Source organism: Pseudomonas sp. SWRI154, from assembly GCF_014268645.1.
Classification (GTDB): domain Bacteria; phylum Pseudomonadota; class Gammaproteobacteria; order Pseudomonadales; family Pseudomonadaceae; genus Aquipseudomonas; species Aquipseudomonas marvdashtae.
In genome coordinates this window covers 36,604-62,655 of sequence record NZ_JABWQW010000011.1, presented here as the reverse complement: position 1 = coordinate 62,655, position 26,052 = coordinate 36,604, and the positions used below count along the sequence as shown (strand labels likewise).

The window sequence follows — 26,052 nt, the reverse complement described above, 5'->3', positions numbered from 1 at the left end:
TGTCATGAAAAACAACAAACAGATTATCGGCGGGCAGTATGAGACCTACCTCGACGGTGAGGGGCGGCAGGTCATTGACCTGACCGGCGGGTTTGGGTTCCAGGTGCCGTCCGTGATTGAGGCGGTCAACCGCCAGGCGCAGGTCATGGGCCTGTCCAATCGGGTGCTGATGTCCGAACCGCTGATTGCCTTGTGTCGGCGCCTGGCCGAGCTGTTGCCCGCGCCGCTGGCCAGTTCTTATGTGTGCAGCTCCGGCGACGAGGCTTTCGAGGGCGCCTTGAAGTTATGCAAAGGGCTCAAGCCCAAGGGCAACACCATCGTGTTTATCCAGGGCGGCGACTACGGCTCGCTGACGTACGGGCGCTGCCTCAATGCCACGCAAGGTGACCTGGGTGTCCAGGCCTTCCTCGGATTAAAACGGGTGGCGATCCGTCACCTGGCTGACCTGGACACGGTGGACTGGAGCGATTGCTTCGCGGTGTGCCATAGCAATACCCGCACGGATGCGAACGGCCGGCTACGGTTGTTCGACGCTGATTTGATCGAGCAATTGCATGCTCGCGCGGCAAAAGCGTCGGCACCGGTCATTGCGGTCGATACCCACAGCTGCCTCGGCGGTTTGGGTTCGCTGTTCGGCTTCCAGCGTTATCGTCCGATTCCGGACATCGTTGTACTCGGCGGGCCCCTGGGCGGCAGTGCCATTCCCATCGGCACCTATACCTGCAGCGAACACATGGCCTGGCAGGTCTACGGGCGCAGCAGCCCGGCCAAACACGGCAGCACCACCGCCGGTAATCCAATGGCCTGCGTGGCGGCCCTGGCCGCGCTGGATTACGTACAAACCCACGACTCGCCCCGGCGCTGCCAGGAAAACGGCGAGCACCTGGCACAAGCCCTTGCGTCATTGGGGGCTGTGGCCGTGGGCGCCTGGGTCAGCCTGCCGCTGGCCGATGGCCTGCAACCGGCCGTGTTGTGCGAGGCGCTTTACCAGCGGGGTGTCTACGTCAGTACGCCCCGCGGCCGCGAAATGATCTTGCGCTGCCCGATCACCGCGCGCCCCGAGCAGATCCAACGTGCCGCAGTCATCATCAAGGAGACGTTAAGCCATGTCCTTACTCAGGCCGCATGAACAACTGCTGGACGACTGCCAGCGCCACTGGAGCGCGTCGGCGGCCAAGCTGTATCGCCTTGGCAAGACCACTGTCGAGCAGCAGGCCGATGGCATCCACGTCACCGACCACACCGGCAAGCGCTTCATCGACTGCGCGTGCAGCTACGGGGTGTTTATCGTCGGGCATCGCAACCCGATGGTGCGTAAGCGGGTGCAGGCGCAGTTGAATCAACTGGCCTGGGTGCCGGAAGGCCGGCGCCATCCGTTGCAGGACACCTTGTCCGAGCGGCTGTGCCAGTTGGTGCCGGGGGAGTGGGGCGACGTGCAATTCATGGCCTCGGGTGCCGAGGCCGTCGAGCAGAGCCTGCGCTATGTGTTGCGGATCCAGCCCCAGCGGCGTGGCATCGTGGTGATGAGCGGTTCCTACCATGGCAAGACCCTGGCGGCGATGAGCATCCTCGGCCAGCGGCAGAACCATGGCAGCTATGGTATCGATCCTCCCGACGTGACCTGCGTGCCCTACGGTGATTTCGCCGCGTTGCAAAAGGCCGTGGGCGAGGGCGTGTGCGCGGTATACGTCGAGCCGATTCTGGGCGGGGCTCATTTGCAGGTGCCGCCGGTGGGCTACATGGCCAATATCCGGGCCCTGTGCGACGCCACCGGCACCCTGTTGGTGGCCGATGAAATCCAGACCGGTTTCGGTCGCTGCGGCAAATGGTTCGCCGTGCAATACGATGACGTGGTGCCCGATATCATGATCCTTTCCAAGGGCTTGACCGGTGGCTACACCTCGTTTGCCTGCGCCCTGTACAGCCAGCTCCTGGCCAGCCAGTACCCCCTCGGCGATATCGAGCCGGATATGCGTACCAACGGCGGGCATCCAGTCGCGTGCGCTTCGGCGCTCGCGGCCATCGATTACATTGAGCAAAACGGCCTGGTGGAGTTGGCCCGGGTCAACGGCGGCGTGTTGCGCCACGGCCTGCAACGGCTGGCACTGCGGTATCCGCACATTGTCGAGGACGTGCCGGGCGTCGGTTTGATGACGGGCCTGCGCCTGCGTGGCTCGGTCTATGAGGCCTTGATGAGCATGGAATTGGGCAAACGCGGTGTGCATGCCGGGCATTCAATGAATGAAAAGGCCAAACGTCCGGTGCTGCGCTTTTATCCGCCATTGAATATCGAACCCGAAGCGTTGCGGCATGTCCTGGCGATGATCGAAGAGGCTCTGGAAGCCATTGACCAACGTCCGGCACTGGCGGTGAAGGCGTTTTCGCTGGTGGTGCGCAATATGTACCAGTTGCCTAACAAATGGCTGCGCGGCAAGAGAGCGTCGTGAGCATGTTCAATCCTGACACGTTGACCCTACGGGAAATGGCCGGTCTGCTGCGCCGTGGCGTGCTGACCAGCGTGACGTTGCTGGAGTTCTACTTGCTGCGCATCAAGGAGCGTAATCGGCGGATCAATGCATTGATCCAACTGGCGCGGATGGGGCTCAAGCCGTAACGGTTCTGGCGTTGCGGCTGCTGATCACCATTGCCAGCATGCCGCCCCCCACCAGCGCCGCGCCGATGATCTCGATCATCATTGGCTGCTGCCCGAGCCAGAACCCATTCAGCAGGGTGACGAACAGGGTGTTGAGGTAGACGTAGGAAACCACCGTGGATGGCGCGATCACCCCGATTGCCCGGTGTAAGAGCCAGAACGTGGCGAGGGTTCCGAACAAGGCCAGGTACACCAGCCAGCCGATGTCCAGCGTCGACAGTTGCAGACCGCTGCGCCACCCGCCGCTGACCAGGCAGAACACCAGCAGGAACAGCGAACCGAACAGCATGTTCCAGAACGTCATCGCTACCGGATCACGGCCCTGCAACGCTGTCGCCTTGAAGCGTTGGCTCAACGGCGAATACAGTGCCATCGCCAGGCAACCGGTCCCGAACACCAGCACCGGATAGAGGTCCGGCATCTGTCCCGGGACCGAGCCTTTGAGCGTCAGCAACAACGCGCCGGATGCAGCGAGCAGCATGGGCGGCAAGCGCGTCTTGAGGTTCGAGCCGGGCAGCAGCAACGCCTCGAAAAGCAACGTCATCAAGGGCACCAACGTATACAGCGTCGCGGTGTTTACCGCTGAGGTGTAGCGCAGCGCTTCGAACAGCGAACCAAAGTAAGTCGCCAACAGCAGGCCGAGCACGGCGTGGGCCAGCAGCCCTTTGATGGAAATGTGCGAGGTGCTTTTCAGGAGCACCAGTGGTAGGAACATCAGTGCGCTAAACAGCAGCCGCAGGCCCGTGAGCAGGATCGGGTCGATGGTCTGGCTGACCTGGGCCGCTGCAAAGAACGATGAAGCGATCAGCATCGCCCAAATGAGCATGCCCCAGTGAGCGGCGGCAAAGCCGACGTGTTTCATCAAGGTCTTATTCCTATGTTGCGGACTGGAACGCCATGATCGACAAGACGGCCTGCCGTCATGGGTGAACTGTCAAAACCGGGGCTGTATTGGCGGCAATCCCGTAGGGATTGTCTTCGTCGACTAACTGATATACCGCGCGTATTGCTTGGGGTTGAAGCGCAGGAGCATCAGCATCATCAACGCCATGACGGCGGTGAGCGACCACCAGGCCCACTCGAAGCTGCCCAATTGATCGCGAATCATCCCGGCAATCAATGGCGAGAGCCCGGCGATCAGGTAGCCGATGCCTTGCACGAACGCCGTCAGGCCACCGGCCCTTCGGGGGGTGTCCAGGTGGTCGAGGGACACGATCAAGCTCATCGGGAACAGGCCGCCGATGCCCAGGCCCAACAAGCAAGGCCACAACAGGCTGAAGCGTTCCGGGCTAAGGATCAGGCCGCAGAACCCGCCCATGATCAGCGCCAGTAACACGGCGAGGACCACGCGTTTATCCTGGCTGCGATTGGCTATCGCCGGGGTGACGAGGCCGGACAGCACTTCCATGGCCGTGAGGAACCCCAGCAACAGGCCGGCGTGCTGTTCACTCCAACCCTTCTCCACGTAGTACGGGGCCAGCCAGGCCAGTACACAGGTGTAGGAGGCGGTGCCCAGGCCGAAAAAAATCGCCAGCAACCAAGCCCGGGAATTGCTAAAGAACGACGCTTGCCGACGGACGGGGGCTTCGGGCATCGGTGTCACGGCTGCGCGCAGGGCGTACCAGCAACCCAGGGCCACCAACGCCAACAGCGCCCAGATCGCCAGGCCGATGCGCCAACTGCCGGTCTGCGTCAGGACAAAAGGTGCAAACGACGCGGCAATGGCCGCTCCGCCCATGATCGACGTGACATACAGCCCCATGAACAGCGAGACGTTGCCGGCGAAGCGCGACTTGATCAGTGCCGGCATCACAGCCTGGATCAGGGCGATCCCGATTCCGGCCACGACCGCACTGGCGATCAATCCGGCGGCGCTGTCCAGATACAAGCGCGATGCCGTGGCGATGGCGATGATCAACAGCGACAGGACGACGGTGCGGTGTTCACCGATGCGCAGGGCGACGCGCATGCCCAGGAACATCGCCAGACCCATCGCCATGACCGGCAACATGGTCAGTAGCGATGCCATGCTGAAACTCAAGGGCACCTCACCGCGAATGGCCGATAACAACGGCCCGACCGCAGCCATCGAAGGCCGCAGATTCAGTGCCACCAGCACGATGCTGACCATCAGCCAGACGGCGTGGGTGCTTGAGGTTCGAATACTTTCCATGACAGGGCCTTGGCTAAAACAAAGCATCATTTAGTCTGGGGAGCGGTGATGGGGCAAATTGAAAACTGGCGGGGCTTATTGAATAATTAAATGCCGCCCACCCGGCCTTTGTGGCGAGGGAGCTTGCTCCCGCTGGGCTGCGAAGCAGACCCGAAAAGGATGGATACCATTTGCCTGGCATACCGAGTGCTCAGGTTTTGGGGGCGCTTCGCACCCCAGCGGGAGCAAGCTCCCTCGCCACGGACTCATGGGGCGCGAGACGGTTATTCCATCGCCGGGCTCAGCGTCCCAAGCCACGCCACCAATCCAAGAATCACGACGGCTAGGGAGAACTCCAAAGCCATGCTGCGCCGCAGCGCAGTTACCGCGATGCGGTGCTCGCCGGTCTGTCGGGCCTGTTCCAGCAGCGGAGTCAGGCGAAAACGGTTCAGCGCGGCGAACACCAGCATGGCCGAGAACAAGATGAGCTTGAAGGTCAGCAACTGACCATAAGTGCTGTCGAACAGCCCTGCGACACTTGGGCCGACGATGAACAGATAGTTGGCCACGCCTGTCACGCTGATGACTGCCACGATCACCGCCCCGACGATTTCAAACCCAACCAATGACCGGACCAGTATCGCCAGCTGAGGTTCAGCCTGGCGAAGCAGGAGGGTAAACGCGGCCAGGGCGCCGACCCAGCCACCCGCCGCCCACAGGTGCAGGAAGTCGGTGATGAACTGCCAGTTGCGACGTGAGCCTTCGTTCATGGCGCCGTGGCCTGCCCAGGCCAGCGTCGCCAGCGCCACAGCCCCGGCCAGGGTGACCAGGACCAGGCTGGCCGTCGGCCAAGGTTTATTGAGCGCCATGGCAAAACCGGCCAGCAGCAACGCCACGATGCGCAACGTGCAAGCCAAGCCGACCTCGGTTTCCAGCACCATCATTTCAATGTGCGGCCACAGTTCGGCCCACTCCGAAACACCGCTCATCGCCCAGGCCATGCACGCCATCGCAGCCAAGGAGAGCAACCCACCCAGCACCGCCGTGATCACCAACAGCGGCGCGAAAGGCAACTGCGCGCCGGACACCCGCTCCTGGCCTCGCAGGCTGTAGAGGCCAAACGCGGCCAGGCCGAACAGCAACATCAGGTCCAGGTACAGGGCAAAGCGTAGCGAGATGTTGATCGAGTCGCTCATCAACTCACTTCACCTTGAACGTGACGTTGCCGGTGATCGGGTGAGTGTCGGACGATACCGCGCGCCACTGGACTTGATAGGTGCCGGCGGTGAGTGGGGCATTCGGCGTGATAACCATGGTTTTCGGATCGTCGCTGCCGGAAACCCTGGCCGCCATGGGCATCGGCGCATGGGCCGACATGCCGGGCATCGCGGTCATCACCAGCTTGGCGCCGGAGAACTTGGTAATGAGATTTTCGGAAAAGTGCAGCTCGATCTTCGCCGGTGCCGCACCTTCGGCGCCTTCGGCCGGCGTGGAGGACAGCAGTTTCGGATGGGCCTGGGCCAAGCCACTGAACAACAGGCCGGCGGACAAGGCGACAGCGGTTTTGATGAATGACATGCAAGGACTCCTACAGCTCGTTTTTAGTTTTAAGTGAAGCAGGTCGGCGGATCAGAACCACAGGCGTACGCCTAGCACCAGGCGTGCTTCGCTGCGGTCTTCGCCTTCATCCCGGGCGTAGTCGGCGGTATTGCCGTAGACACGGTTCCAGGTGACGCCGATATAGGGGGCGAACTCGCGGCGGATTTCGTAGCGCAGTCGCAGGCCGACTTCGGTGTCTGACAGCCCCGAGCCGACGCCGTGGGCGGGGTCGTTTTTGCCGTAGAAGTTGGCTTCGGCGGTGGGCTGCAGGATCAGACGGTTAGTCAGCAGGATGTCGTAGTCGCCTTCCAGGCGTGCCGCGCTCTGGCCGCCTTCGCCGATGAACGCGGTGGCCTCGGCTTCGAAGTTGTACAGCGCCATGCCTTGCACACCGAACGCGGCCCAGGTTTGCGGGTCGCCTGGCTTGAAGTCCTGGCGCACGCCGGCCACCACGTCCCACCACGGGCTGATGGCATGTCCCCACAGCGCCTGGAGCTCGGCTTCTTCAGTCTTGCCGTTGAGGCGCTCGCCTTCGGAGCGCAGCCATAGACGATCGATGTCGCCGCCAATCCAGCCGGAGGCATCCCAGCTCAGGGCGCTGCCATCATTGGCGTCTTGCCATTCGAGTTGGTCGATGAGAAAAAAAGAATGGATGGCGCTGTCATGCACCGCATGCCCGCCATGATCCTCATAGACGGCGGCGCGGTCGGCAGCGGTCAGCTCCGGGATTGGCGTGCGGCTGGTGACGGGGGCCGACTGCATCGGCTCCATGCCCTGCATCGAGTCCATGCCTTGCATCTGGCCATGGTCCATCCCCTGCATCTGGCTGTGATCCATGCCTTGCATCGTGTCGCTCGCCGCCCAGGCCGAAACGCTGGTGCCGAGGGCAAGGGCGGCCACGGGCAGGGTAGGGTATTTCAACAGGCTGATCATGGTCGGCTCCTCATTCCTGCACCCGGACTTCACGGAACATGCCCATTTCCATATGGAACAGCAGGTGGCAGTGATAGGCCCAGCGTCCAAGCGCATCGGCGGTCACGCGGTAGCTGCGCCTGGAACCCGGCGGCACGTCGATGGTGTGTTTGCGGACCAGGAACTGGCCGTTCTCATCTTCCAGGTCGCTCCACATGCCATGCAGGTGGATGGGGTGGGTCATCATGGTGTCGTTGATCAGCACGATGCGCAGGCGTTCGCCATACTTGAGCAGCAGTGGCGCGGCGTCGGAGAACTTCACGCCGTTGAACGACCAGGCGAACTTTTCCATGTGCCCGGTCAGGTGCAGCTCGATCGTTCGGCCGGGTTCGCGGCCGTCGGGGTCGGGGAATGTGCTACGCAAGTCCGAATAAGTCAGCACCTTGCGACCGTTATTGCGCAGCCCCATTCCCGGGTCGTCGAGCTTGGGCTTGACGGTCATGGCCTGCATGTCCACCAAGGGGTTGTCTTTTTCGCTGTCGGGGTGGGCCTGCATGCCTGCCATGCCCGACATGGCTCCGTGGTCCATGTTGGCCATGTCATCCATGCCCTGCATCTGGCCGTGGTCCATGCCTTTCATTTCGCCCATGCCGGCCATGTCGCCGTGATCCATACCGCCCATGCCCATGTCGTCCATGGTGACCAGCGGCCGAGGGTCCAACGGCGGTACCGGCGCCGACAGCCCGGCCCTGGCCGCGAGCGTGCCGCGAGCATAGCCGGTGCGGTCCATCGACTGGGCGAACAGGGTGTAGGCCTCTTGGGTCGGTTCGACGATGACGTCGTAGGTTTCGGCCACGGCAATGCGGAACTCATCGACGCTCACCGGTGTGACGTATTGGCCGTCGGAGGCCACCACCCTCATCTTCAAGCCGGGAATGCGCACGTCGAAATAGCTCATGGCCGAGCCATTGATAAAGCGCAGGCGGATGCGCTCGCCCGGCTTGAACAGGCCAGTCCAGTTCATGTCCGGCGCCTGGCCGTTCATGAGGTAGGTGTAGGTGGCGCCACTGACGTCGGCGAGGTCAGTGGGGTTCATCTTCATCTCGGCCCACATCTTGCGATCGGCCACGGTGGCGGCCCAGCCGTTCTTGCCCACGTCATCGATAAAGTCGCCGACGGTGCGTTTGTTGTAGTTGTAGTAGTCCGATTGTTTCTTGAGCTTGCTCAGGATGTCGCCGGGGGCTTCATCGGTCCAATCGGTGAGCATCACCACGTAGTCCCGTTCGTACTGGAAGGGCTCGGGTTCCTTGGCGTCGATCACCAGCGGGCCGTAGACGCCGGACTGTTCCTGGAAACCGGAGTGACTGTGGTACCAGTAAGTGCCGTTTTGCCTGACCTTGAATTGATACACGTACACGCCGCCGGGCTCGATGCCCTTGAAGCTCAGCCCCGGCACGCCGTCCATGTTGGCCGGCAGCAAAATGCCGTGCCAGTGGATGGACGTGGTGTCCTCCAAGCGATTGCGCACTCGCAGGGTCACGGTATCGCCTTCGCGCCAGCGCAGCAGCGGGCCGGGAATACCGCCGTTGATGGTTTGTGCGGTGCGTGGGCTGCCGGTGAAATTGACCGGGCTCTCGCCGATGAACAGGTCGAATTCGCTGCCGGTGAGTACGTTGGGCTGGCCGGGGCTGGTGACGGCCCAGACGGGCGGGCGCCAAAGGCCGAGGCCGCTGAGGAGGCCTCCCGCGGCCAGGCCCTTTACAAAAGTTCGCCTGGAAGTGTTCGATTGCATGCCGTTGAATCCATCGCTCGATTTTGAAGCAGGCACAGAAGCGGTGCCCTGTGCCGGTTGGAAAAGAAGATGACACAGCCGGACGCGGCGGGTGATTACATTTCAGTCAGCTTGCTGGACGCGTCCGTTTCGGTGGTCGGGCGCAGGTCAGAATGATCTTTTGCAACGGCGGGATATTCTGTAGCCTTGCCGGCTTCACGCTGTCCCGTGCCTGATAGATACTCACTTTCCCGGCGGTACCCGAGTGGTCCGGAGCCGGGTGTATACTCGACTTTCGCGCAAATGCGCCCATAGGTCTTGCGAACATGACGCAGATTTCCGAACGCCTTCTGGTCCAGGCCCATCTCGATGCCAAGCAGCCCAAGCCGCTGACCGCCGAGCAAGAGGCCTGGTACCGCGCCGCCATTGCCGCCGAGCTCAAGGCTCAGGACGCGGTGCTGGTCGCGCACTTCTATTGTGACCCGGTCATCCAGGCCCTGGCCGAAGAGACCGGCGGCTGCGTGTCCGACTCCCTGGAAATGGCCCGCTTCGGTAACGCCCATCCGGCCAAGACCGTGGTGGTGGCCGGGGTCAAGTTCATGGGCGAGACCGCCAAGATCCTCAACCCTGAAAAACGCGTATTGATGCCGACCCTGGAAGCCACCTGTTCCCTGGACCTGGGCTGCCCGGTGGATGAGTTCTCGGCGTTCTGCGATCAGCATCCGGAGCGCACCGTGGTGGTCTACGCCAACACCTCGGCGGCGGTCAAGGCCCGGGCCGACTGGGTGGTGACCTCCAGTTGCGCACTGGAAATCGTCGAGAGCCTGATGGACAACGGCGAGACGATCATCTGGGGCCCAGACAAGCACCTGGGCACCTACATCCAGCGCAAGACCGGCGCCGACATGCTGCTCTGGGACGGGGCCTGCATCGTCCACGAAGAGTTCAAGTCCAAGCAGCTGGAAGACATGAAGGCGCTGTATCCGGACGCCGCCATCCTTGTGCACCCGGAATCGCCAACGTCGGTGATCGAGCTGGCGGACGCCGTGGGCTCCACCAGCCAATTGATCGCCGCAGCGCAGAGCTTGCCGAACAAGACGCTGATCGTCGCCACCGACCGAGGCATCTTCTACAAGATGCAGCAGTTGTGCCCCGACAAAGTCTTCATCGAAGCGCCGACGGCCGGCAACGGCGCAGCGTGCCGCAGTTGCGCGCATTGCCCGTGGATGGCGATGAACACCCTGGAACGCACGCTCCAGGCGCTGAAAGACGGCAGCAACGAGATCTTCGTCGACCCGGCCCTGATCCCCCACGCGATTCGCCCGCTCAAGCGCATGCTGGACTTCACCCAGGCAGCGCGGATGAAATTGGCGGGCAATGCTTGATTGTTGGAATCTTGAGACCTCTGGAGGGCTTGGAGCTTTGAGAGGTCTTGGGACTTGGGAAGTTCTTGTGGCGAGGGAGCTTGCTCCCGCTGGGCTGCGAAGCAGCCCCCTGCTGCCAGCGCCGCATATCTTCAGATAAACCGAACAGGCCTTTTACGACTGCTGCGCAGCCGAGCGGGAGCAAGCTCCCTCGCCACGGGACCGGTGTTTGTTCCTTTATTTGCTCTTCTTCGGAACCCGCACCAGCTGCGTATCCGAATAGATGTCATGCCAGCTGCGCTGGCGCTTGTCGAACAGCGCCCAGATGAAACCTGCGCCCACCAGCAGCAACGACGCAATCGACACCACGAACCGCAAGAGCGCCTGCCACAGGCTGATGGCGGTGCCGTCGGCATTCTGTACGCGGATGCACCAGACCTGCATGCCCAGGGTCTGGCCGTTGTGGGTCCAGAACTTGGCAAAAAAACCGAACAGCACGAATAACAGCACGGTGGACAGCAGCGGGTCACCGTCCAGCGCGCCGGCGTCGGTGAGGGCACGCATCTTTTCTTCGCCGATGATTGCCATCTGGATCATTTTGTAGACGCCACCGGTCACGATCAGCAGCGCCGTGCACAGCAGGAAGTCATAGAACATTGCTGCCAGGCGACGGCCCAGGCCGGCGGGGGGGAAGTTGCCCTGGGGCGTGAGCAGGTGTTTCGGCATGAGGGCCTCGGCGGAAAAAAGAAGCCATTTTACGGATTTACGCCCATAAAAAAGCCCCTGATATCAATCAGGGGCTTTTTTAGTTTGCGAAAGCCTTAGCCTTCGGCTTGAACCTCGTCAGCCTGCATGCCTTTCTGGCCTTGCACGGCTACGAAAGTGACTTTCTGGCCTTCTTTCAGGCTCTTGAAGCCGTTGCCCTGAATGGCGCGGAAGTGCACGAACAGATCCGGACCGTTTTCAGGAGTAATGAAACCAAAACCTTTTTCGTCGTTGAACCACTTGACGGTACCGCTCTGACGATCAGCCATTTTCTTATTTCCTTGACGCTAAATTAATGACAGCCTCTTTCCAGGCGAAAGAGTACTGGGGCTGGGTTGCAGGAAAGTAAGATGACGTCGAACGGGATGTAGCTAACTTCGTAGGCTACTGCCCAGGTCACGATCCAAGCGACCCATGCAAACACAGTGACGAAACTCTACGCCAACTTCCAAGGAAAATACAACCCCCCTCAAGGGCCCGGAATTGCTCAGCTTGGTGGCAGTTTAGATGTCTCGCTGGGGAAGGCTTATTCGAAAGGCACGTCCAGTTGTTCCGTGGCGTTATAAGCACCCGTGAATATCTAAACATGCACCCTTTTATGGCGGTTGCGTTACACATTAGTGCACGTACAACGCAGCCGCGTTACTTATAGAAACAACTAATCAACCGCGATAGTAGCGCTGTGGAACGAATGGCATTTTGCTTACAAGCAAAGGCACTTTTTTCCCACGAACAATGGCCCAGACTTGCGTGTCGAGTGCAACGTAAGCGCTGTCCAGATAACCCATCGCCAACGGCCCGCCCAAGGTCGGGCCGAAACCGCCGCTGCACACGGTGCCGATGGTCTCGCCCGCTTCGTTGACGATCTCGGCACCTTCGCGCACCGGTGTGCGTTCCTGGGGCAGCAGGCCGACGCGTTTGCGGGCCACACCGCCCTGTTGTTGGGCGAAAACGGTTTCAGCCCCAGGAAAACCACCGGCGCGGGCGCCATCGGCGCGTCGGACCTTGGAAATGGCCCACAGCAGGCTGGCTTCGATTGGCGTGGTCTCGGTGTTCATGTCGTGGCCGTAGAGACACAGGCCGGCTTCCAGGCGCAGCGAATCACGGGCGCCAAGGCCAATGGCCGCGACTTCCGGTTCGGCCAGCAGGGCACGGGCGAGTTTCTCCGCATCGGCAGCCGGCACGGAGATCTCGAAGCCGTCTTCGCCGGTGTAGCCCGAACGGCTGACAAAACAATCCACGCCCAGCAACGTAACGCGCTGGAACTGCATGAAGGTCATCTTCGCCACGTCTGGCGCCAGGCGTGCTAGCACGGTGACGGCGGCCGGGCCTTGCAGGGCGAGCAGGGCGCGGGCTTCGAACAGCGGCTCGATGCTGCACTGATCGCCGATGTGGGCGCGCAGGTGGGCCAGGTCCTGATCCTTGCAGGCCGCGTTGACCACCAGGAACAGTTCGTCATTGCCCAGGTTCGCAACCATCAGGTCATCGAGGATACCGCCGTTCTCGTTGGTGAACATGGCATAGCGCTGCATGCCCACCGGCAGGTCGATGATGTCCACCGGCACCAGGGTTTCCAAGGCCTTGGCGGCACCCGCGCCGGTCAGGCGGATCTGGCCCATGTGGGACACGTCGAAGAGTCCGGCCTGATCACGGGTGTGCTGGTGTTCCTTCATTACGCCCAGTGGGTATTGCACCGGCATGTCGTAGCCGGCGAATGGCACCATGCGCGCGCTGAGTTCGAGGTGCAGCGAATGCAGCGGGGTTTTCAACAGTTGTTCGGTGGACATATCAGCTCCTGGAATTTGTGGATGGCACGCATCAGCATTCGATGATGTTGACCGCCAGACCGCCGCGGGCGGTCTCCTTGTATTTGCTTTTCATGTCGGCGCCGGTCTGGCGCATGGTGCGGATGACTTTGTCGAGGGAGACGAAGTGATGCCCGTCGCCGCGCATGGCCATGCGCACCGCATTGATGGCTTTCACCGAACCCATGGCGTTGCGCTCGATGCACGGCACTTGTACGAGGCCGCCGATGGGATCGCAGGTCAGGCCGAGGTTGTGTTCCATGCCGATTTCGGCGGCGTTCTCCACTTGCTGGACCGTACCGCCCAAGACTTCGCACAAGGCGCCCGCAGCCATGGAGCAAGCCACGCCGACTTCGCCCTGGCAGCCGACTTCGGCGCCGGAGATGGAGGCGTTTTCCTTGTACAAGATGCCGATGGCGGCGGCGGTCAGCAGGAACCGGACCACGCCATCTTCATTGGCGCCCGGAATGAAGCGCATGTAGTAATGCAGCACCGCCGGCACGATTCCGGCCGCACCGTTGGTGGGCGCGGTCACGACGCGCCCGCCATAGGCGTTTTCTTCGTTGACCGCCAGGGCGTACAGGTTGACCCAGTCCAGCACCGACAACGGATCGCGCAGCGCGGCTTCCGGGTTCTTGCACAGCTGTCGATGCAGCGCCGCCGCACGGCGCTTGACCTTCAGCCCGCCTGGCAAAATCCCTTCGTTGCGACAGCCAGCGGCCACGCAGTCCTGCATCACCTGCCAGATTTTCAGCAGGCCGGCGCGGGTTTCGGCTTCGGGGCGCCAGGCACTTTCGTTGGTCAGCATCACTTGGCTGATGGACAGGCCATAGGTAGTGCAATGGGCGAGCAGGTCCTTGGCGCTCTTGAACGGGAAAGTCAGGGGAGTGACGTCCTCGACGATCCGGTCAGCGCCGGCCGCGCCTTCATCGACCACAAAACCTCCGCCCACCGAGTAGTACTCGCGGCTGCGCACTTGCAGGCCCGCCGCGTCGAAGGCGCGGAAGATCATGCCGTTGGGGTGAAAGGCCAACGGTTTGCGAATCATCGCCAAGTGCAGCTTTTCATTGAATTCGATGGAGTGTTCACCCAACAGGTTCAGGCGACCGCTGCTGCGAATCTGCTGCAGGCGCGCGTCGACTGTTTCAGTGTCCACGGTGTCCGGGTGCTCACCTTCCAGGCCCAGCAGCACGGCTTTGTCACTGCCGTGTCCTTTGCCCGTGGCACCGAGCGAGCCGTAGAGCTCGACCTTGACGCTGGCAGTGGCATTGAGCAGGTCATCACGACGCAGCCCTTCGGCGAAACGGGCGGCGGCACGCATCGGGCCGACCGTATGGGAGCTGGAAGGACCGATGCCGATCTTGAACAGGTCGAACACGCTTAATGACATGGGAGGCTCCTGGGGGAGCAGCGACAAGCTGTGAGCTACAAGCTGCAAGAAGAGCCGTTCGGCTTTTAACTTGTGGCTTGCAGCTTGAAGCTCGTCGCTGCTTTAAGCGTAACTTTCGATCGATGGGCAGGCGCACACGAGATTGCGGTCGCCGAACACGTTATCGACCCGGCCCACTGGCGGCCAGTATTTGCCTTCGATCAACGACGCCACCGGGTAGACCGCTTGTTCGCGGCTGTAGGGGTGAGTCCACTCGCCGACGAGTTCCGCCGCGGTGTGCGGGGCGTTCTTCAGCGGGTTGTCGTCCTTGTCGAGGCTGCCGTTTTCCACCGCGCGGATTTCTTCGCGAATGCAGATCATGGCGTCGCAGAAGCGGTCCAGTTCTTCCTTGGATTCGCTTTCGGTCGGCTCGATCATCAACGTGCCGGCCACCGGGAACGACATGGTCGGGGCGTGGAAACCGAAGTCGATCAGGCGCTTGGCCACGTCATCGACGCTGATGCCGCTGCTGTCCTTGAGCGGGCGCAGGTCGAGGATGCATTCGTGGGCCACCAAGCCGTTGCTGCCGGAGTAGAGCACTGGGTAATGCTCTTCCAGGCGACGGGCGATGTAGTTGGCATTGAGGATCGCCAGTTGCGAGGCGCGCTTGAGGCCCGCGCCGCCCATCATGCGGATGTACATCCAGGTGATCGGCAAGATGCTCGCGCTGCCGAACGGCGCCGCGCACACCGCGCCTTCCTTGCGCTCCATGTTGGCATGGCCCGGCAGGAACGGTGCCAGGTGCGACTTGACGCCAATCGGGCCGACGCCCGGGCCGCCACCGCCGTGAGGGATGCAGAAGGTCTTGTGCAGGTTCAGGTGCGATACGTCGCCGCCGAACTTGCCCGGTGCGCAGAGGCCGACCATTGCATTCATGTTGGCGCCGTCGATGTACACCTGGCCGCCGTTGTCATGAACGATCCCGCAAATTTCGCGGATGCCTTCCTCGAACACGCCGTGGGTGGACGGGTAGGTGATCATCAGCGCGGCGAGGTGTTCGCGGTGCTCGATGGCTTTGGCGCGCAGGTCTTCGATGTCGACGTTGCCGCGGGCATCGCAGGCGGTCACGACCACGCGCATGCCGGCCATGTTGGCGGTGGCCGGGTTGGTGCCGTGGGCCGAAGACGGGATCAGGCAGATGTCGCGGCGGTCTTCGCCACGGCTCTGGTGATAGGCACGGATCGCCAGCAAACCGGCGTATTCGCCCTGGGAACCGGCGTTGGGTTGCAGCGACACCGCGTCATAGCCGGTGGCGGCGCAGAGCATGGCTTCCAGCTCATCGGTCAATTGCTGGTAGCCGGCGCTCTGCTCGGCCGGGGCGAACGGGTGCAGGGCGCCGAACTCGGCCCAGGTCACCGGGATCATTTCGCTGGCGGCGTTGAGTTTCATGGTGCAGGAACCCAGCGGGATCATGGTGCGATCCAGGGCCAGGTCCTTGTCGGCGAGCTTGCGCAGGTAGCGCATCAGCTCGGTTTCGGAATGGTAGCGGTTGAACACCGGGTGGCTGAGGATCGCCGATTGGCGCACCAGCTCGGCCGGGATGCGGCTTTGCACGCTAGCGGCCAGTGCGGTGAAGTCCGGCAGCGCCTTGCCATCGGCCAGCAAGCTCCACAATGCTTCGATATCAGCCTGGCTGGTGGTTTCGTCCAGGGACAGGCCCAGGCGTTCAGCGTCCACCACCCGCAGGTTGATGCGTTGGGCGCGGGCCTTGTCGTGCAGGGCGGCGGTTTGTGCGCCGGTGTGCAGGGTCAGGGTGTCGAAGAAGCTCTCTTGCTCGACGTTCAGGCCCAGCGCGCCCAGGCCCTTGGCGAGGATCGCGGTGAGGTGATGGATGCGGTTCGCGATCTGAGTCAGGCCTTTAGGGCCGTGGTACACCGCGTACATGCTGGCGATGTTGGCCAGCAACACTTGGGCGGTGCAGATGTTGCTCGTGGCTTTCTCGCGGCGGATGTGTTGCTCGCGGGTCTGCATCGCCAGACGCAGGGCCGGCTTGCCGAAACGGTCCACGGAAACACCGACCAGACGGCCCGGCATGTCGCGCTTGAACGCGTCCTTGGTGGAGAAATACGCGGCGTGCGGGCCGCCGAAGCCCAGTGGTACGCCGAAGCGCTGCGCGCTGCCGATGGCGACGTCGGCGCCGAATTCGCCCGGAGGCGTCAGCAGCGTCAGTGCCAACAAGTCAGCCGCGACCGCCACCAGTGCGTTGGCGGCGTGGAAGCGTTCAGTCAGTTCGCGGTAGTCGAACAGGTCGCCGTTACTGGCCGGGTATTGCAGCAACGCGCCGAAGAACGTGCTCACGTCGGTCAGTTCGCGCTCATCGCCCACCACCACGTCGATGCCCAGGGGCTCGGCACGGGTGCGCAGCACGTCGAGGGTTTGCGGGTGGCTGTGGACGGAGGCGAAGAAGGCATTGCTGCCCTTGTTTTTGCTCAGGCGCTTGCAGAAGGTCATGGCTTCGGCCGCGGCGGTGGCTTCGTCCAGCAACGAGGCGTTAGCGATCGGCAGGCCGGTGAGGTCGCTGATCAGCGTCTGGAAATTCAACAACGCTTCGAGACGGCCCTGGGAAATTTCAGGCTGGTACGGGGTGTAGGCGGTGTACCAGGCCGGGTTTTCCAACAGATTGCGCAAGATCGGCGACGGGGTGTGGCAGTTGTAGTAGCCCTGGCCGATGTAGGTCTTGAACAGTTGGTTCTTGCCGGCGATGGCCTTGATCGAGGCCAGTGCTTCGGCTTCGCTCTGGCCGTCGCCCATGTCCAGCACGCTGGTGCCCTTGATGCTTTCCGGGATGACGCTGGCGCTCAGGGCTTGCAGGGAGTCGAAGCCCAGGCGCTCGAGCATGGCTTGCTCGTCGCCTGCACGCGGGCCGATGTGGCGGGCGATGAATTCGTTGGCGGTGCCGAGATTAACGGTCATGTCGTGGCTCCTCAGGCTTGGGCGTTGGCTTTGATCAGGCGATCGTAGGCGTCTTGATCCAACAGCTTAGCCACTGCGTCGGCGTCGGTCGGTTTAAAGCGGAAGAACCAGCCTTTGCCCAGCGGATCTTCGTTGACCAGTTCGGGATTGCTTTCCAGGGCAGGGTTCACTTCGAGCACTTCACCGTCCAGCGGCATGTAGACACCGCTGGCGGCTTTCACCGACTCCACGGTAGAGGCTTCGGCGCCTTTGTCGTAGGCCTGCAGTTCCGGTAACTGAACATAGACCACGTCGCCCAAGGCGTTCTGGGCGAATGCGGTGATGCCAACGGTAACGCTGCCGTCGGCTTCGGTGCGAAGCCATTCGTGATCTTCAGTGAAACGCAACTCGCTCATGGAAACTCCTGGGGCCAGATTTCGTCTGGTGGACGCGAAGAAAGGCGCGGGGCTTGGCCCGGCCGAATGGCTATAGCCATAGCAAGAACGTGGCCAATGTTTTAAATCCCTTATTTTTCAGTGCTTTAAGAGGATTTTGAAAGGCGGAAAGCTTTTGTGCTGTAGCGAAATCGCTACAGTATCCAGGCAGGAAAAAATCACCATGGGATCAAAGCCTTACCCTGCGCAGCTCAGCGCCGAGTGTAGCGATATCGTTCCGCTGTAGCGCTTTCAGTACAGGTCGAGGTCGTTTTTGAGCGTTTTCGAGCGCTACCCGGCTAAGGCTTGCCGGAGATCCCGTACTTGCGCAGCCGATGGGCGATAGCGGTGTGCGAGGTTTGCAGGCGGCTGGCGAGTTGGCGGGTGGAGGGATAGTTGGTGTACAGCGATTCGAGCAATTGCTTTTCGAACGCTTCGACGGCCTGCTCCAGGCTTTCGACTTCCACGTCGCCCTGACGCGCCACGCTGGTGCCGGCGATGTCCAGGTCGCCGATGTCCACCAGGCTGCTTTCGCAGATAGCGGCGGCGCGGAAGATCACGTTCTGCAGTTGCCGCACGTTGCCCGGCCAGCGATTGCCCAGCAGCGCCGGATAGGTACCGGGGGCCAGGCGGCAGACCGGACGTTGGATCTGCGCACAGGCCTGCTGCATGAAATACCGCGCCAGCAGCAGGATGTCCTGGCCGCGCTCGCGCAGCGGCGGGACTTCAACGTTGAGCACGTTCAGGCGGTAGAACAGGTCTTCGCGAAACGAGCCTTCGCTGACCATTTTTTCCAGGTTGCGGTGGGTGGCGCTGAGGATCCGCACATTGACCTTGATCTCCCGGTCGCCGCCCACCCGGCGGAAGCTGCCGTCGTTGAGGAAACGCAGGAGCTTGGCTTGCAGGTAGGGCGACATCTCGCCGATTTCATCGAGAAATACCGTGCCCTGGTTCGCCAGCTCCATCAGCCCCGGCTTGCCGCCGCGTTGTGCGCCGGTGAAGGCGCCGGGGGCGTAGCCGAACAGTTCGCTTTCGGCCAGGTTCTCCGGCAGCGCCGCGCAGTTCAGGGCCAGGAATGGCGCGCTGTGACGGGCGCTGATGGCGTGACAGGCGCGGGCCACCAGTTCCTTGCCGGTGCCGGTTTCGCCCTGGATCAGCAACGGTGCATCCAGGGCCGCGACGCGCTGGGCCCGGGCCTTGAGGGAGCGGATCGCCGGGGATTCGCCCAGCAGCGCGTCGAAGCCTTCGGCGTGGTCATGATGCAAGGCCGACAGGCGCTCACCGATACGGTTGGGCTGATACAACGTCAGCAGCGCCCCGGCGTCGGTGATCGGGGTGGCGTCCAGCAGCAGCGTCTGGCCGTTTAGGGTGATTTCCCGCAACGGCAGGCGAAAACCATTCTCCAACAGGGCATCCAGCAATGCCGCATCACCGAACAGCTCGGCCACGCTTTCCCCGGCCGGCTCACGGCCGTAGAGGGCGATCAGCGCCGGGTTGGCGAGTAACACCTTGCCAGCGCTGTCCAGCGCCAGGACAGGGTCGGTCATCGCCGCGAGCAAGGCATCGAGCTGCAAGTGCCGGCGTTGGCCCGGCAGGATGTCCACCACGGTTACCGCCTGCACGCCACGCACGCTGAACAGCGCCTCGCGCAATTCATCCAGCACTTGCGGGCTGAGGGTCGGGGCGTCGATGTAGACGTTGGGCGGCACCATCTCCACGGCATCCAGATTGAGATTGCGACCGCCGAGCAAGGCCAGGACTTCCTGGGTGATGCCGACGCGGTCGATGAAACTGACGTGGATACGCATGGGGCGGCTTTGGGTTCTGGAATACGATGGGTGGCAAGTATGCCTTGGGGCGGGCTATTGGTGAAATCCCGGGGACACCGTTGCGAGCGCAGCAAATCCTTATGCCCGAGGGACGTTAGAGCCCCACATCCCATTCAGGCGTTTCGGGAAATCTCTCCACCAGGAAATCCAGCAGGCTGCGCAGCGCCGATGGCATGTGTTTGCGCGACGCGTATACCGCGTACATGTTCATCCGGCGAGGTTCAGCGTGGGCCAGCAGGCGTTCCAGTTCCCCGTTCTGGATGTGGGGACCGGCCTGATAGCTAGGGAGCATCGCCACGCCGGCACCCGCGATCGTCGCCTGTAGCAGGGTGCTGGCTTCGTTGGCGCTGATGTTGCCTTGGACCGGCACCGACACGGGCTCGCCGTCCTGTTCGAAATGCCAGAGGCTTTTACCGACGTAGGAGTGGGTAAGGCAATTGTGCCGGCTCAGGTCCTCCACGCGTTGCGGCGTCGGATGCTCGCGCAGGTAGCGGGGCGAAGCGCAGATTACCGAACGGCACACCGTGAGGCGGCGGGCGATCAGGTTCGGGTCGAGGTCGTTGCTCATGCGGATCGCCAGGTCGATGCGTTCATCCACCAGGTTCACCGTGCGGTCGAGCATCTGCAGGTCGACGCTCACGCCTGGGTAGCGCCGGACAAAGTCGGCCATGGCGCAGGCCAACTGGGCCTGGCCGAACGAGGGGCTGGCGGTGATGCGCAGCAGGCCCCGTGGCGCATCCTCCGGCGTGCTCACGGCGGCGTGCATGTCGCCGGACAGCTCGAGCATCTGCCGGCAACGCGGCAGGACTTCGCTGCCGGCGGCCGTCAGGCTGAGCTTGCGGGTGGTGCGGTGCATCAGCCGCGCGCCAACCCAATCCTCCAGCTCCGCCAGATACCGCGACACCACCGGCCGCGACAGGTCCAGGTGCTCGGCTGCTGCCGACTGGCTACCCAGGTCCACCACGGTGACAAACACCCGCATTGCTTGTAGACGATCCATGATTTGCCCGATTTCAGAAACAAACTGTGTCCCAGCATGGCATTTTTTGTAACGACTCTGGCAACTAAGCTCTGTTTCATTCCCTTGCGGGCCTTTGGACGATGGAGCACCTCATGACCGGATTCACCCCTATCAAGCGCTGGCTGCTGGCAACCGCCGCCCTGGCTTTCACGGCCCAGGCCTGGGCCGCCGACTTGACGCTTGACGTCTACAACCCCGGCGCGACGGCGATTTTTCCGGTGACGTCAGTGTTGGTCAGTGGTGAAAAAGAAGCCATTCTCGTCGACGCCCAGTTCGGCAGATCCCAGGCTGAGCAAGTCGTCGAGAAGATTCGCGCCAGTGGCAAGCAACTGACCACGATCTACATCAGCCACGGCGATCCAGACTACTATTTTGGCTTGGAAACCCTCACCGCCGCGTTCCCTGAGGCCAAGGTGCTGGCGTCGGCGCCGACCGTCGAACACATCAAGCACACCATGGACGGCAAGCTGAAATATTGGGCGCCGATCCTGAAGACCGATGCCCCAACCAAGGCCATCGTGCCTCAGGTGCTCAAGGGCGACAGCCTGACGTTGGAAGGCAAGCGCTTGCAGATTATCGGCCTGAAGGGCCCACAGCCGGAGCGTAGTTTTGTGTGGATTCCCTCGATCAAGGCTGTGGTGGGCGGCGTCGTGGTAGCCGAGAACATTCACGTGTGGATGGCCGATACCCAGACGCCGCAGTCGCACAAGGATTGGCTGGCAACGCTGGATAACATCGAAAAGCTGCAACCAGCCACCGTTATTCCTGGACATTACCTGGGCGAAAGCGCCCGTTCCCTGGCCCCGGTGCGCTTTACTGCCGGCTACATCAAGGCCTTCGACGAGGAAACCGCCAAGGCCAAGGATTCCGCCGCACTGAGCCGCGCCATGAAACTACGCTATCCGGACCTGGGTGAAGACAGCTCCTTGGAGCTCAGCGCCAAGGTGGCGAAGGGCGAGATGAAGTGGTGACAGCCAATCTTTGATCTGAACGCTTTTTGTGGCGAGGGAGCTTGCTCCCGCTGGGCCGGTCCGACGCTTCGGGCGCAGCAGCCCCCATGCATAAGTTGTATCTGGTACACGACATGGACCTTTTTGCGACTGCTTCGCAGCCGAGCGGGAGCAAGCTCCCTCGCCACGAATGTGTTCATGGTTCCAAGACACGTTGAAGTAGAACCTACGAATAAACATTGGAGAATCACATGAGCAAAATCGCAATCATCGGCGCCACCGGCCGCGCCGGCAGCCAACTGTTGGAAGAGGCTCTGCGCCGCGGTCACAGCGTGACGGCCATTGCCCGCAACACCACGAAAATCGGCGAAAGGGCTGGGGTGGTCAGCAAGCAATTGGATGTTCTGGACAGCGAGGCGCTGACCGCAGCCATCGCCGGCCACGACGTGGTGATCAGTGCCGCGCACTTTGCCACCGTGCCGGCCGACAAGGTCATCGCGCCAGTGAAGGCCGCCGGGGTCAAGCGTTTGCTGGTGGTCGGCGGGGCCGGTTCGTTGCTGTTGCCGGATAACAGCCGGGTGATCGACAGCGATGGCTTCCCCGAGGAATACCTGGCCGAAGCCAGCGCCGGTGCCGTGTTCCTGGATGTGCTGCGCAAGGAACAGGATTTGGATTGGACCTTTTTGTCGCCCTCGGCGGAGTTCGTCGAAACCGAGCGCACCGGGCAGTTCCGAGTGGGCAAGGACCACCTGCTGTTTGATGACTCCGGGCGCAGTTGGATCAGCTTTGCCGACTACGCCATCGCATTGATCGATGAAGTGGAAACACCGCAATTTTCGCGGACGCGGTTTACCGTCGGTTATTGATCGCAGGGATCAGCCGTGAAGCCGAACCCAGACGCTGACCAGCACCGTCGCCGCCATCAGCCAGGCGACGGCGGCTACGGCCAATGAGGCTTCGAGGCGCATGCGGTCGACCATCACGTACAGGGTTGCGAGATAGACGAAGTACGGAATGATCGACCACATGCCAAACACAATGGTGGTCTTCAGGTCGTCTACCGAGCGTCCCTTGCCGACAATGTAGTGGGCAATCAGGGCAAAGGTTGGAAACAGCGGCACCAGCCCGGCGATGTAGTAATTCTTGGTCTTGGCGAGCATCGCCAGGATCACCACAACGGCCGCGCCGAGCGCTGCCTTGAAAATCAGGTCCACAGGTCTACGTCCCCGTCAGTGGCTCAAGCCATATTTTTTGACTTTGTCGAACAGCGTGGTCTTGGCCATGCCCAGTTCATGGCTGGCCTGGGTCAGGTTGCCGCCGCTGCGTTGCAACGCGTCCATCAGCAGATTGCGCTCGAAGGCTTCCACTGCTTCGGCAAAAGCCAGGCCTTGGCTGCCACTGCTGGCGCCGGACTTCTTGAACGCCGGCAGGCCCAAGGCGTAGCGTTCGGCGACGTTGCGAAGCTCACGCACGTTGCCCGGCCAGTCGTGGCTCATCAGGTTCGACAGGGTCTGGTTGTCCAGCTCCGGCACGGTGCGGTCGAAGCGCAGGGACGACTGCTGGAGGAAATGCTCGAACAGTTGCAGGATGTCTTCGCGCCGCTCGCGCAGGGGCGGCAGCTCCAGGGTCACCACGTTGAGGCGGTAATACAGGTCGCTGCGGAACTGTCCGGACCGGCCCATTTCGTCGAGGTCGGACTTGGTGGCGGCGATCACCCGGCAATCCACGGCCACGCTCTGGTTTGAACCCAGGCGTTCCAGGGTGCGCTCCTGCAACACCCGCAGCAGTTTGATCTGCAGCGGCAGGGGCATGCTTTCCACTTCATCGAGAAACAGCGTGCCGCCATCGGCGTGCTCGATCTTGCCGATCCGGCGTTTGCCGGCCCCGGTAAACGCATTGGCCTCGTGGCCGAAAATTTCGCTTTCGAACAGATTCTCCGGCAGGCCGCCGCAGTTCAGCGCGACGAACTGCTTGTCGTGGCGCCGGCTGAAATCATGCAGGCAGCGGGCGACCAGTTCTTTGCCGGTACCGGTTTCGCCTTCGATCAGCACATTGGCCGAAGTGTCGGCGACGTTGGCGATCAGCGCCCGCAGGTGCTGCATGGCCGGCGAACGGCCGATGATCCGGCCCTCCAGCGAATCGCGTTCGGCCAGTTGCCGACGCAGCGATGACACCTCCCGGGCCAGGCTGCGCTGCTCCAGGGCGCGGCGGGCGACATCGACCAGGCGCTCGGGAGAGAACGGTTTTTCCATGAAGTCATAGGCACCTTTCTGCATGGCGCCAACGGCCATGGAAATGTCGCCGTGACCGGTGATCAACACCACCGGCAGGCTGCGGTCGCGCGCCTTGAGGCGAGTGAGGAGTTCCAGGCCATCGATGCCCGGCAGGCGGATGTCGCTGATGACGATGCCGGCGAAATTATCGTCGACCCGCTCCAGCGCTTCCTCGGCACTGCCCACGCCGATGCAGGGAATGTCTTCCAGGGTCAAGGCTTGCTGGCAGCCCAACAGGACATGGGGGTCGTCTTCGACGATCAATACGCTCAGGTCGTTGTTCATAGCGGCTCGGCAGGTGAAAGGCTTACCAACGGTAAACTGAGGACAAACGTGGTGCCACCGTCCTCCGGATGCTCCACGCCCAGGTGCCCGCCAGCGGCGGCGCTCAGGCTCGCCGACAGCGTCAGGCCAAGGCCCAGGCCCTGTTCGCCGGGTTTGGTGGTGAAGAACGGTTCGAACAGGTGCTTGCGCGCTTGCGGGTCGATGCCATGACCGTTATCGCGCACCCGCAGGCGGTATTTGCCGTCGCTGGTTTCGCCGACAAGCCACAGTTTCGGCTCGGGTTGGACCTGCATGGCGTCCAGCGCATTGCCGATCAGGTTGACCAGGATCTGCTCCAGCCGGGTCTGGTCGATTTGTACTTGGACGTCTTCAAAAGCCGAGTGGACCTGGATGCCGAGTTTTTCAAGGCGCCCGCCGAGCAACTGCAGCGCCGCCTCGACGGCCTTGCCCAGGCTGGCCCGGCCCTTGTCGTCGCCGCGCCGGGCAAAGGCGCGCAGGCTGGCGGTGATCCGGCCCATGCGGTCGATCAGTTCATTGATGGTCTTGAGGTTAGTGCTGGCGATGTCCAACTGGCCACGCTCCAGGAAACGCACGGTATTGCCGGACAAGGTGCGCAACGCCGCCAGCGGCTGATTGAGTTCGTGGGCGATGCTGGTGGACATCTGGCCGATGGCCGCCAGTTTACCGGCTTGGACCAGTTCATCCTGGGCGCGACGCAGGGTTTCTTCGGCCTGCCGTCGCTCGCGGATTTGGCCCTTGAGCCGTTCGTTGCTGGCGCGAAGGTCAGTGGTGCGTTCGGTAATCCGACGTTCGAGTTGGTTGTTGGCCTCTTGCAACGCTTCGCGGGCCGCGAGGCGAGTAGCGATTACCTTGCGCCGCTCATTCCACGCGATCAACAGGAAGGCCACCAGGGCAAACGCCACGGCCGCCAGGATGCCTTGGTTGATCGCTTGGCGACGCAGGTCTTCAAGCGGCGTGAGCAAGGTGAAATTCCACGGTGTGTCGCTCAACGGGCGGGTCTGTGACAGGTAGCTGATCGCCTGCTGTTCGGCGGCGATTTCGGTATTGGCGGGGAAGGTCAGTTTTTCCATGCCTTCGCCCAGCCGCTCCCGCGCCAGGGGGATCAGCTCATTCAACGGGAACCAGTAATATTGCAGGCTTCGGGCCAGACGCTCCTTGGTTTCGTCGCTCAGTGGGCGGACGGACTTGAGCCGTCGCGCCGGGTCGCTGGAGAGGATGATGATGCCGTTCTCGTCGCTGACGAAGGCCTCCAGGCGTGCCCGCTGCCAGCGTTCCTCCATGGCTTCGAGGCGTACCTTGACCACGGCCACGCCGATGATCTTGCCCTGTTGTTCCAAGCCATGGGCGAGGTAATAACCAGGCTCGCCGTTGGTGCTGCCGATGCCGTAGAAGCGCCCCGGCTGGCCGCGTACGGCATTCTGGAAGTAGGCGCGGAAGGACAGGTCTTCACCCAGGTAACTGTCGACATCGCGCCAGTTGCTGGTCGCCATGACCCGGCCGGTGGTATCCATGACGTAGATGGCCCGGCTGCGGCTACGCCGGTTCAGGCCTTCAAGATAATCGTTGACGGTCTTGCGGTGTTCGGGTGTCGGCTCGTCGAGCAGTTGCGCGACGCTCGATTCAAGCTCCAGCAGGCTGGGCAAGTAGGTGTATTTGCTGATTTCGCTTTCCACCGCACGGGCATGCAGCTCCAGCTGGCGCTCGCCATTCTCGGCCAGGCCGCGAATGCCATAGTGCTCGCTGATCCAGAAGCCGAGGTAACCCAGGCCGATCATCAGGGCAATGATCAGCGGCGGCAGGAACAAATGGCGGATCAGGCGGGGTTTCACGGCGAGTGATGGCGGCGCGGCGCGATAGAAGGTGGGGGCGCATTTCATCACAGAAGCCTTGGGTCAAC

The 26,052-nt window shown here is 62.3% G+C and carries 23 protein-coding genes; 6 read left to right on the top strand and 17 right to left on the bottom strand.

The features are described 5' to 3' along the window. Window positions 1–4: 4 nt before the first annotated feature. Genes HU806_RS12460 through HU806_RS12450 form a run of 3 tightly spaced genes read left to right on the top strand, consistent with a single transcriptional unit; the run spans window position 5 to window position 2,614 of the window. Window positions 5–1,129 carry an aminotransferase class III-fold pyridoxal phosphate-dependent enzyme gene (locus tag HU806_RS12460; protein WP_186611657.1) on the top strand — a complete coding sequence of 375 codons (1,125 nt, stop codon included), beginning with the start codon at window positions 5–7 and terminating at the stop codon, window positions 1,127–1,129. After that, window positions 1,107–2,447, top strand: coding sequence for an aspartate aminotransferase family protein (locus HU806_RS12455; RefSeq protein WP_186611656.1), 1,341 nt, complete (start codon window positions 1,107–1,109; stop codon window positions 2,445–2,447). The genes HU806_RS12460 and HU806_RS12455 overlap by 23 nt, the downstream gene beginning before the upstream one ends. Continuing rightward, window positions 2,444–2,614 carry a hypothetical protein gene (locus tag HU806_RS12450; protein WP_238350160.1) on the top strand — a complete coding sequence of 57 codons (171 nt, stop codon included), beginning with the start codon at window positions 2,444–2,446 and terminating at the stop codon, window positions 2,612–2,614. Before HU806_RS12455 ends, HU806_RS12450 begins: the two co-directional genes overlap by 4 nt. Here the strand turns inward: HU806_RS12450 and HU806_RS12445 are convergent. The 6 genes from HU806_RS12445 to HU806_RS12420 form a co-directional block, all read right to left on the bottom strand. After that, complete coding sequence (locus HU806_RS12445; RefSeq protein WP_186611738.1) at window positions 2,604–3,515, bottom strand: DMT family transporter; 912 nt, start codon at window positions 3,513–3,515, stop codon at window positions 2,604–2,606. The genes HU806_RS12450 and HU806_RS12445 overlap by 11 nt on opposite strands. 123 nt (window positions 3,516–3,638) lie before the next feature. Continuing rightward, window positions 3,639–4,826: a cyanate transporter gene (locus HU806_RS12440; protein ID WP_186611655.1), complete on the bottom strand. Its 1,188-nt coding sequence runs from the start codon at window positions 4,824–4,826 to the stop codon at window positions 3,639–3,641. 263 nt (window positions 4,827–5,089) lie between these two features. Continuing rightward, window positions 5,090–6,001 carry a copper homeostasis membrane protein CopD gene (gene copD, locus HU806_RS12435; RefSeq protein WP_186611654.1) on the bottom strand — a complete coding sequence of 304 codons (912 nt, stop codon included), beginning with the start codon at window positions 5,999–6,001 and terminating at the stop codon, window positions 5,090–5,092. 4 nt (window positions 6,002–6,005) lie between these two features. Continuing rightward, window positions 6,006–6,383, bottom strand: coding sequence for a copper homeostasis periplasmic binding protein CopC (copC, locus tag HU806_RS12430; protein WP_186611653.1), 378 nt, complete (start codon window positions 6,381–6,383; stop codon window positions 6,006–6,008). Between the two features lie 51 nt (window positions 6,384–6,434). Then, on the bottom strand, window positions 6,435–7,337 hold the full coding sequence (locus HU806_RS12425) for a copper resistance protein B (RefSeq protein WP_186611652.1): 903 nt from the start codon (window positions 7,335–7,337) through the stop codon (window positions 6,435–6,437). Window positions 7,338–7,347: 10 nt separating this feature from the next. Further along, window positions 7,348–9,108 (bottom strand): copper resistance system multicopper oxidase, encoded by a 1,761-nt coding sequence (locus HU806_RS12420; protein ID WP_186611651.1) that lies wholly within the window; start codon window positions 9,106–9,108, stop codon window positions 7,348–7,350. Window positions 9,109–9,413: 305 nt separating this feature from the next. Here HU806_RS12420 and nadA point away from each other — a divergent pair, with 305 nt between their 5' ends. Beyond that, a complete protein-coding gene (nadA, locus tag HU806_RS12415; RefSeq protein WP_186611650.1) occupies window positions 9,414–10,472 on the top strand; it encodes a quinolinate synthase NadA in 1,059 nt (352 codons plus the stop codon). Between the two features lie 216 nt (window positions 10,473–10,688). Here nadA and HU806_RS12410 read toward each other — a convergent pair whose 3' ends face one another. The 8 genes from HU806_RS12410 to HU806_RS12375 form a co-directional block, all read right to left on the bottom strand. Continuing rightward, window positions 10,689–11,177 carry an RDD family protein gene (locus HU806_RS12410; protein WP_186611649.1) on the bottom strand — a complete coding sequence of 163 codons (489 nt, stop codon included), beginning with the start codon at window positions 11,175–11,177 and terminating at the stop codon, window positions 10,689–10,691. Window positions 11,178–11,272: 95 nt separating this feature from the next. Further along, complete coding sequence (locus HU806_RS12405) at window positions 11,273–11,485, bottom strand: cold-shock protein (protein WP_186611648.1); 213 nt, start codon at window positions 11,483–11,485, stop codon at window positions 11,273–11,275. 393 nt (window positions 11,486–11,878) lie between these two features. Next, window positions 11,879–13,003, bottom strand: a complete 1,125-nt coding sequence (gene gcvT / locus HU806_RS12400; protein ID WP_186611647.1) for a glycine cleavage system aminomethyltransferase GcvT — start codon at window positions 13,001–13,003, stop codon at window positions 11,879–11,881. A gap of 31 nt (window positions 13,004–13,034) precedes the next feature. Then, complete coding sequence (locus HU806_RS12395) at window positions 13,035–14,411, bottom strand: L-serine ammonia-lyase (protein ID WP_186611646.1); 1,377 nt, start codon at window positions 14,409–14,411, stop codon at window positions 13,035–13,037. A 102-nt stretch (window positions 14,412–14,513) separates the two neighbouring features. Beyond that, complete coding sequence (gcvP, locus tag HU806_RS12390) at window positions 14,514–17,363, bottom strand: aminomethyl-transferring glycine dehydrogenase (RefSeq protein ID WP_186611645.1); 2,850 nt, start codon at window positions 17,361–17,363, stop codon at window positions 14,514–14,516. Between the two features lie 11 nt (window positions 17,364–17,374). After that, window positions 17,375–17,758: a glycine cleavage system protein GcvH gene (gene gcvH, locus HU806_RS12385; protein WP_186611644.1), complete on the bottom strand. Its 384-nt coding sequence runs from the start codon at window positions 17,756–17,758 to the stop codon at window positions 17,375–17,377. A gap of 317 nt (window positions 17,759–18,075) precedes the next feature. Continuing rightward, window positions 18,076–19,584, bottom strand: a complete 1,509-nt coding sequence (gene gcsR / locus HU806_RS12380) for a transcriptional regulator GcsR (RefSeq protein WP_186611643.1) — start codon at window positions 19,582–19,584, stop codon at window positions 18,076–18,078. Window positions 19,585–19,699: 115 nt separating this feature from the next. Next, complete coding sequence (locus tag HU806_RS12375) at window positions 19,700–20,605, bottom strand: LysR family transcriptional regulator (RefSeq protein ID WP_186611642.1); 906 nt, start codon at window positions 20,603–20,605, stop codon at window positions 19,700–19,702. Between the two features lie 113 nt (window positions 20,606–20,718). Between HU806_RS12375 and HU806_RS12370 the strand changes: the two genes are divergently transcribed. Together HU806_RS12370 and HU806_RS12365 are read left to right on the top strand one after the other, a co-directional pair. Then, on the top strand, window positions 20,719–21,597 hold the full coding sequence (locus HU806_RS12370) for an MBL fold metallo-hydrolase (RefSeq protein ID WP_186611641.1): 879 nt from the start codon (window positions 20,719–20,721) through the stop codon (window positions 21,595–21,597). Between the two features lie 230 nt (window positions 21,598–21,827). Further along, the gene (locus HU806_RS12365) at window positions 21,828–22,442 is read left to right on the top strand and encodes an NAD(P)-dependent oxidoreductase (protein ID WP_186611640.1); all 615 of its coding nucleotides are present in this window, start codon (window positions 21,828–21,830) and stop codon (window positions 22,440–22,442) included. Between the two features lie 9 nt (window positions 22,443–22,451). Here the strand turns inward: HU806_RS12365 and HU806_RS12360 are convergent, their stop codons facing one another. Genes HU806_RS12360 through aauS form a run of 3 tightly spaced genes read right to left on the bottom strand, consistent with a single transcriptional unit; the run spans window position 22,452 to window position 26,032 of the window. Further along, entirely contained in the window at window positions 22,452–22,781 is a 330-nt protein-coding gene (locus tag HU806_RS12360; protein ID WP_167352841.1) for a GlpM family protein, read from the bottom strand. Window positions 22,782–22,805: 24 nt separating this feature from the next. Continuing rightward, a complete protein-coding gene (aauR, locus tag HU806_RS12355; RefSeq protein WP_186611639.1) occupies window positions 22,806–24,134 on the bottom strand; it encodes a two-component response regulator AauR in 1,329 nt (442 codons plus the stop codon). Beyond that, the gene (aauS, locus tag HU806_RS12350) at window positions 24,131–26,032 is read right to left on the bottom strand and encodes a two-component sensor histidine kinase AauS (RefSeq protein ID WP_186611638.1); all 1,902 of its coding nucleotides are present in this window, start codon (window positions 26,030–26,032) and stop codon (window positions 24,131–24,133) included. The genes aauR and aauS overlap by 4 nt, the downstream gene beginning before the upstream one ends. Between the last annotated feature and the right edge of the window lie 20 nt (window positions 26,033–26,052).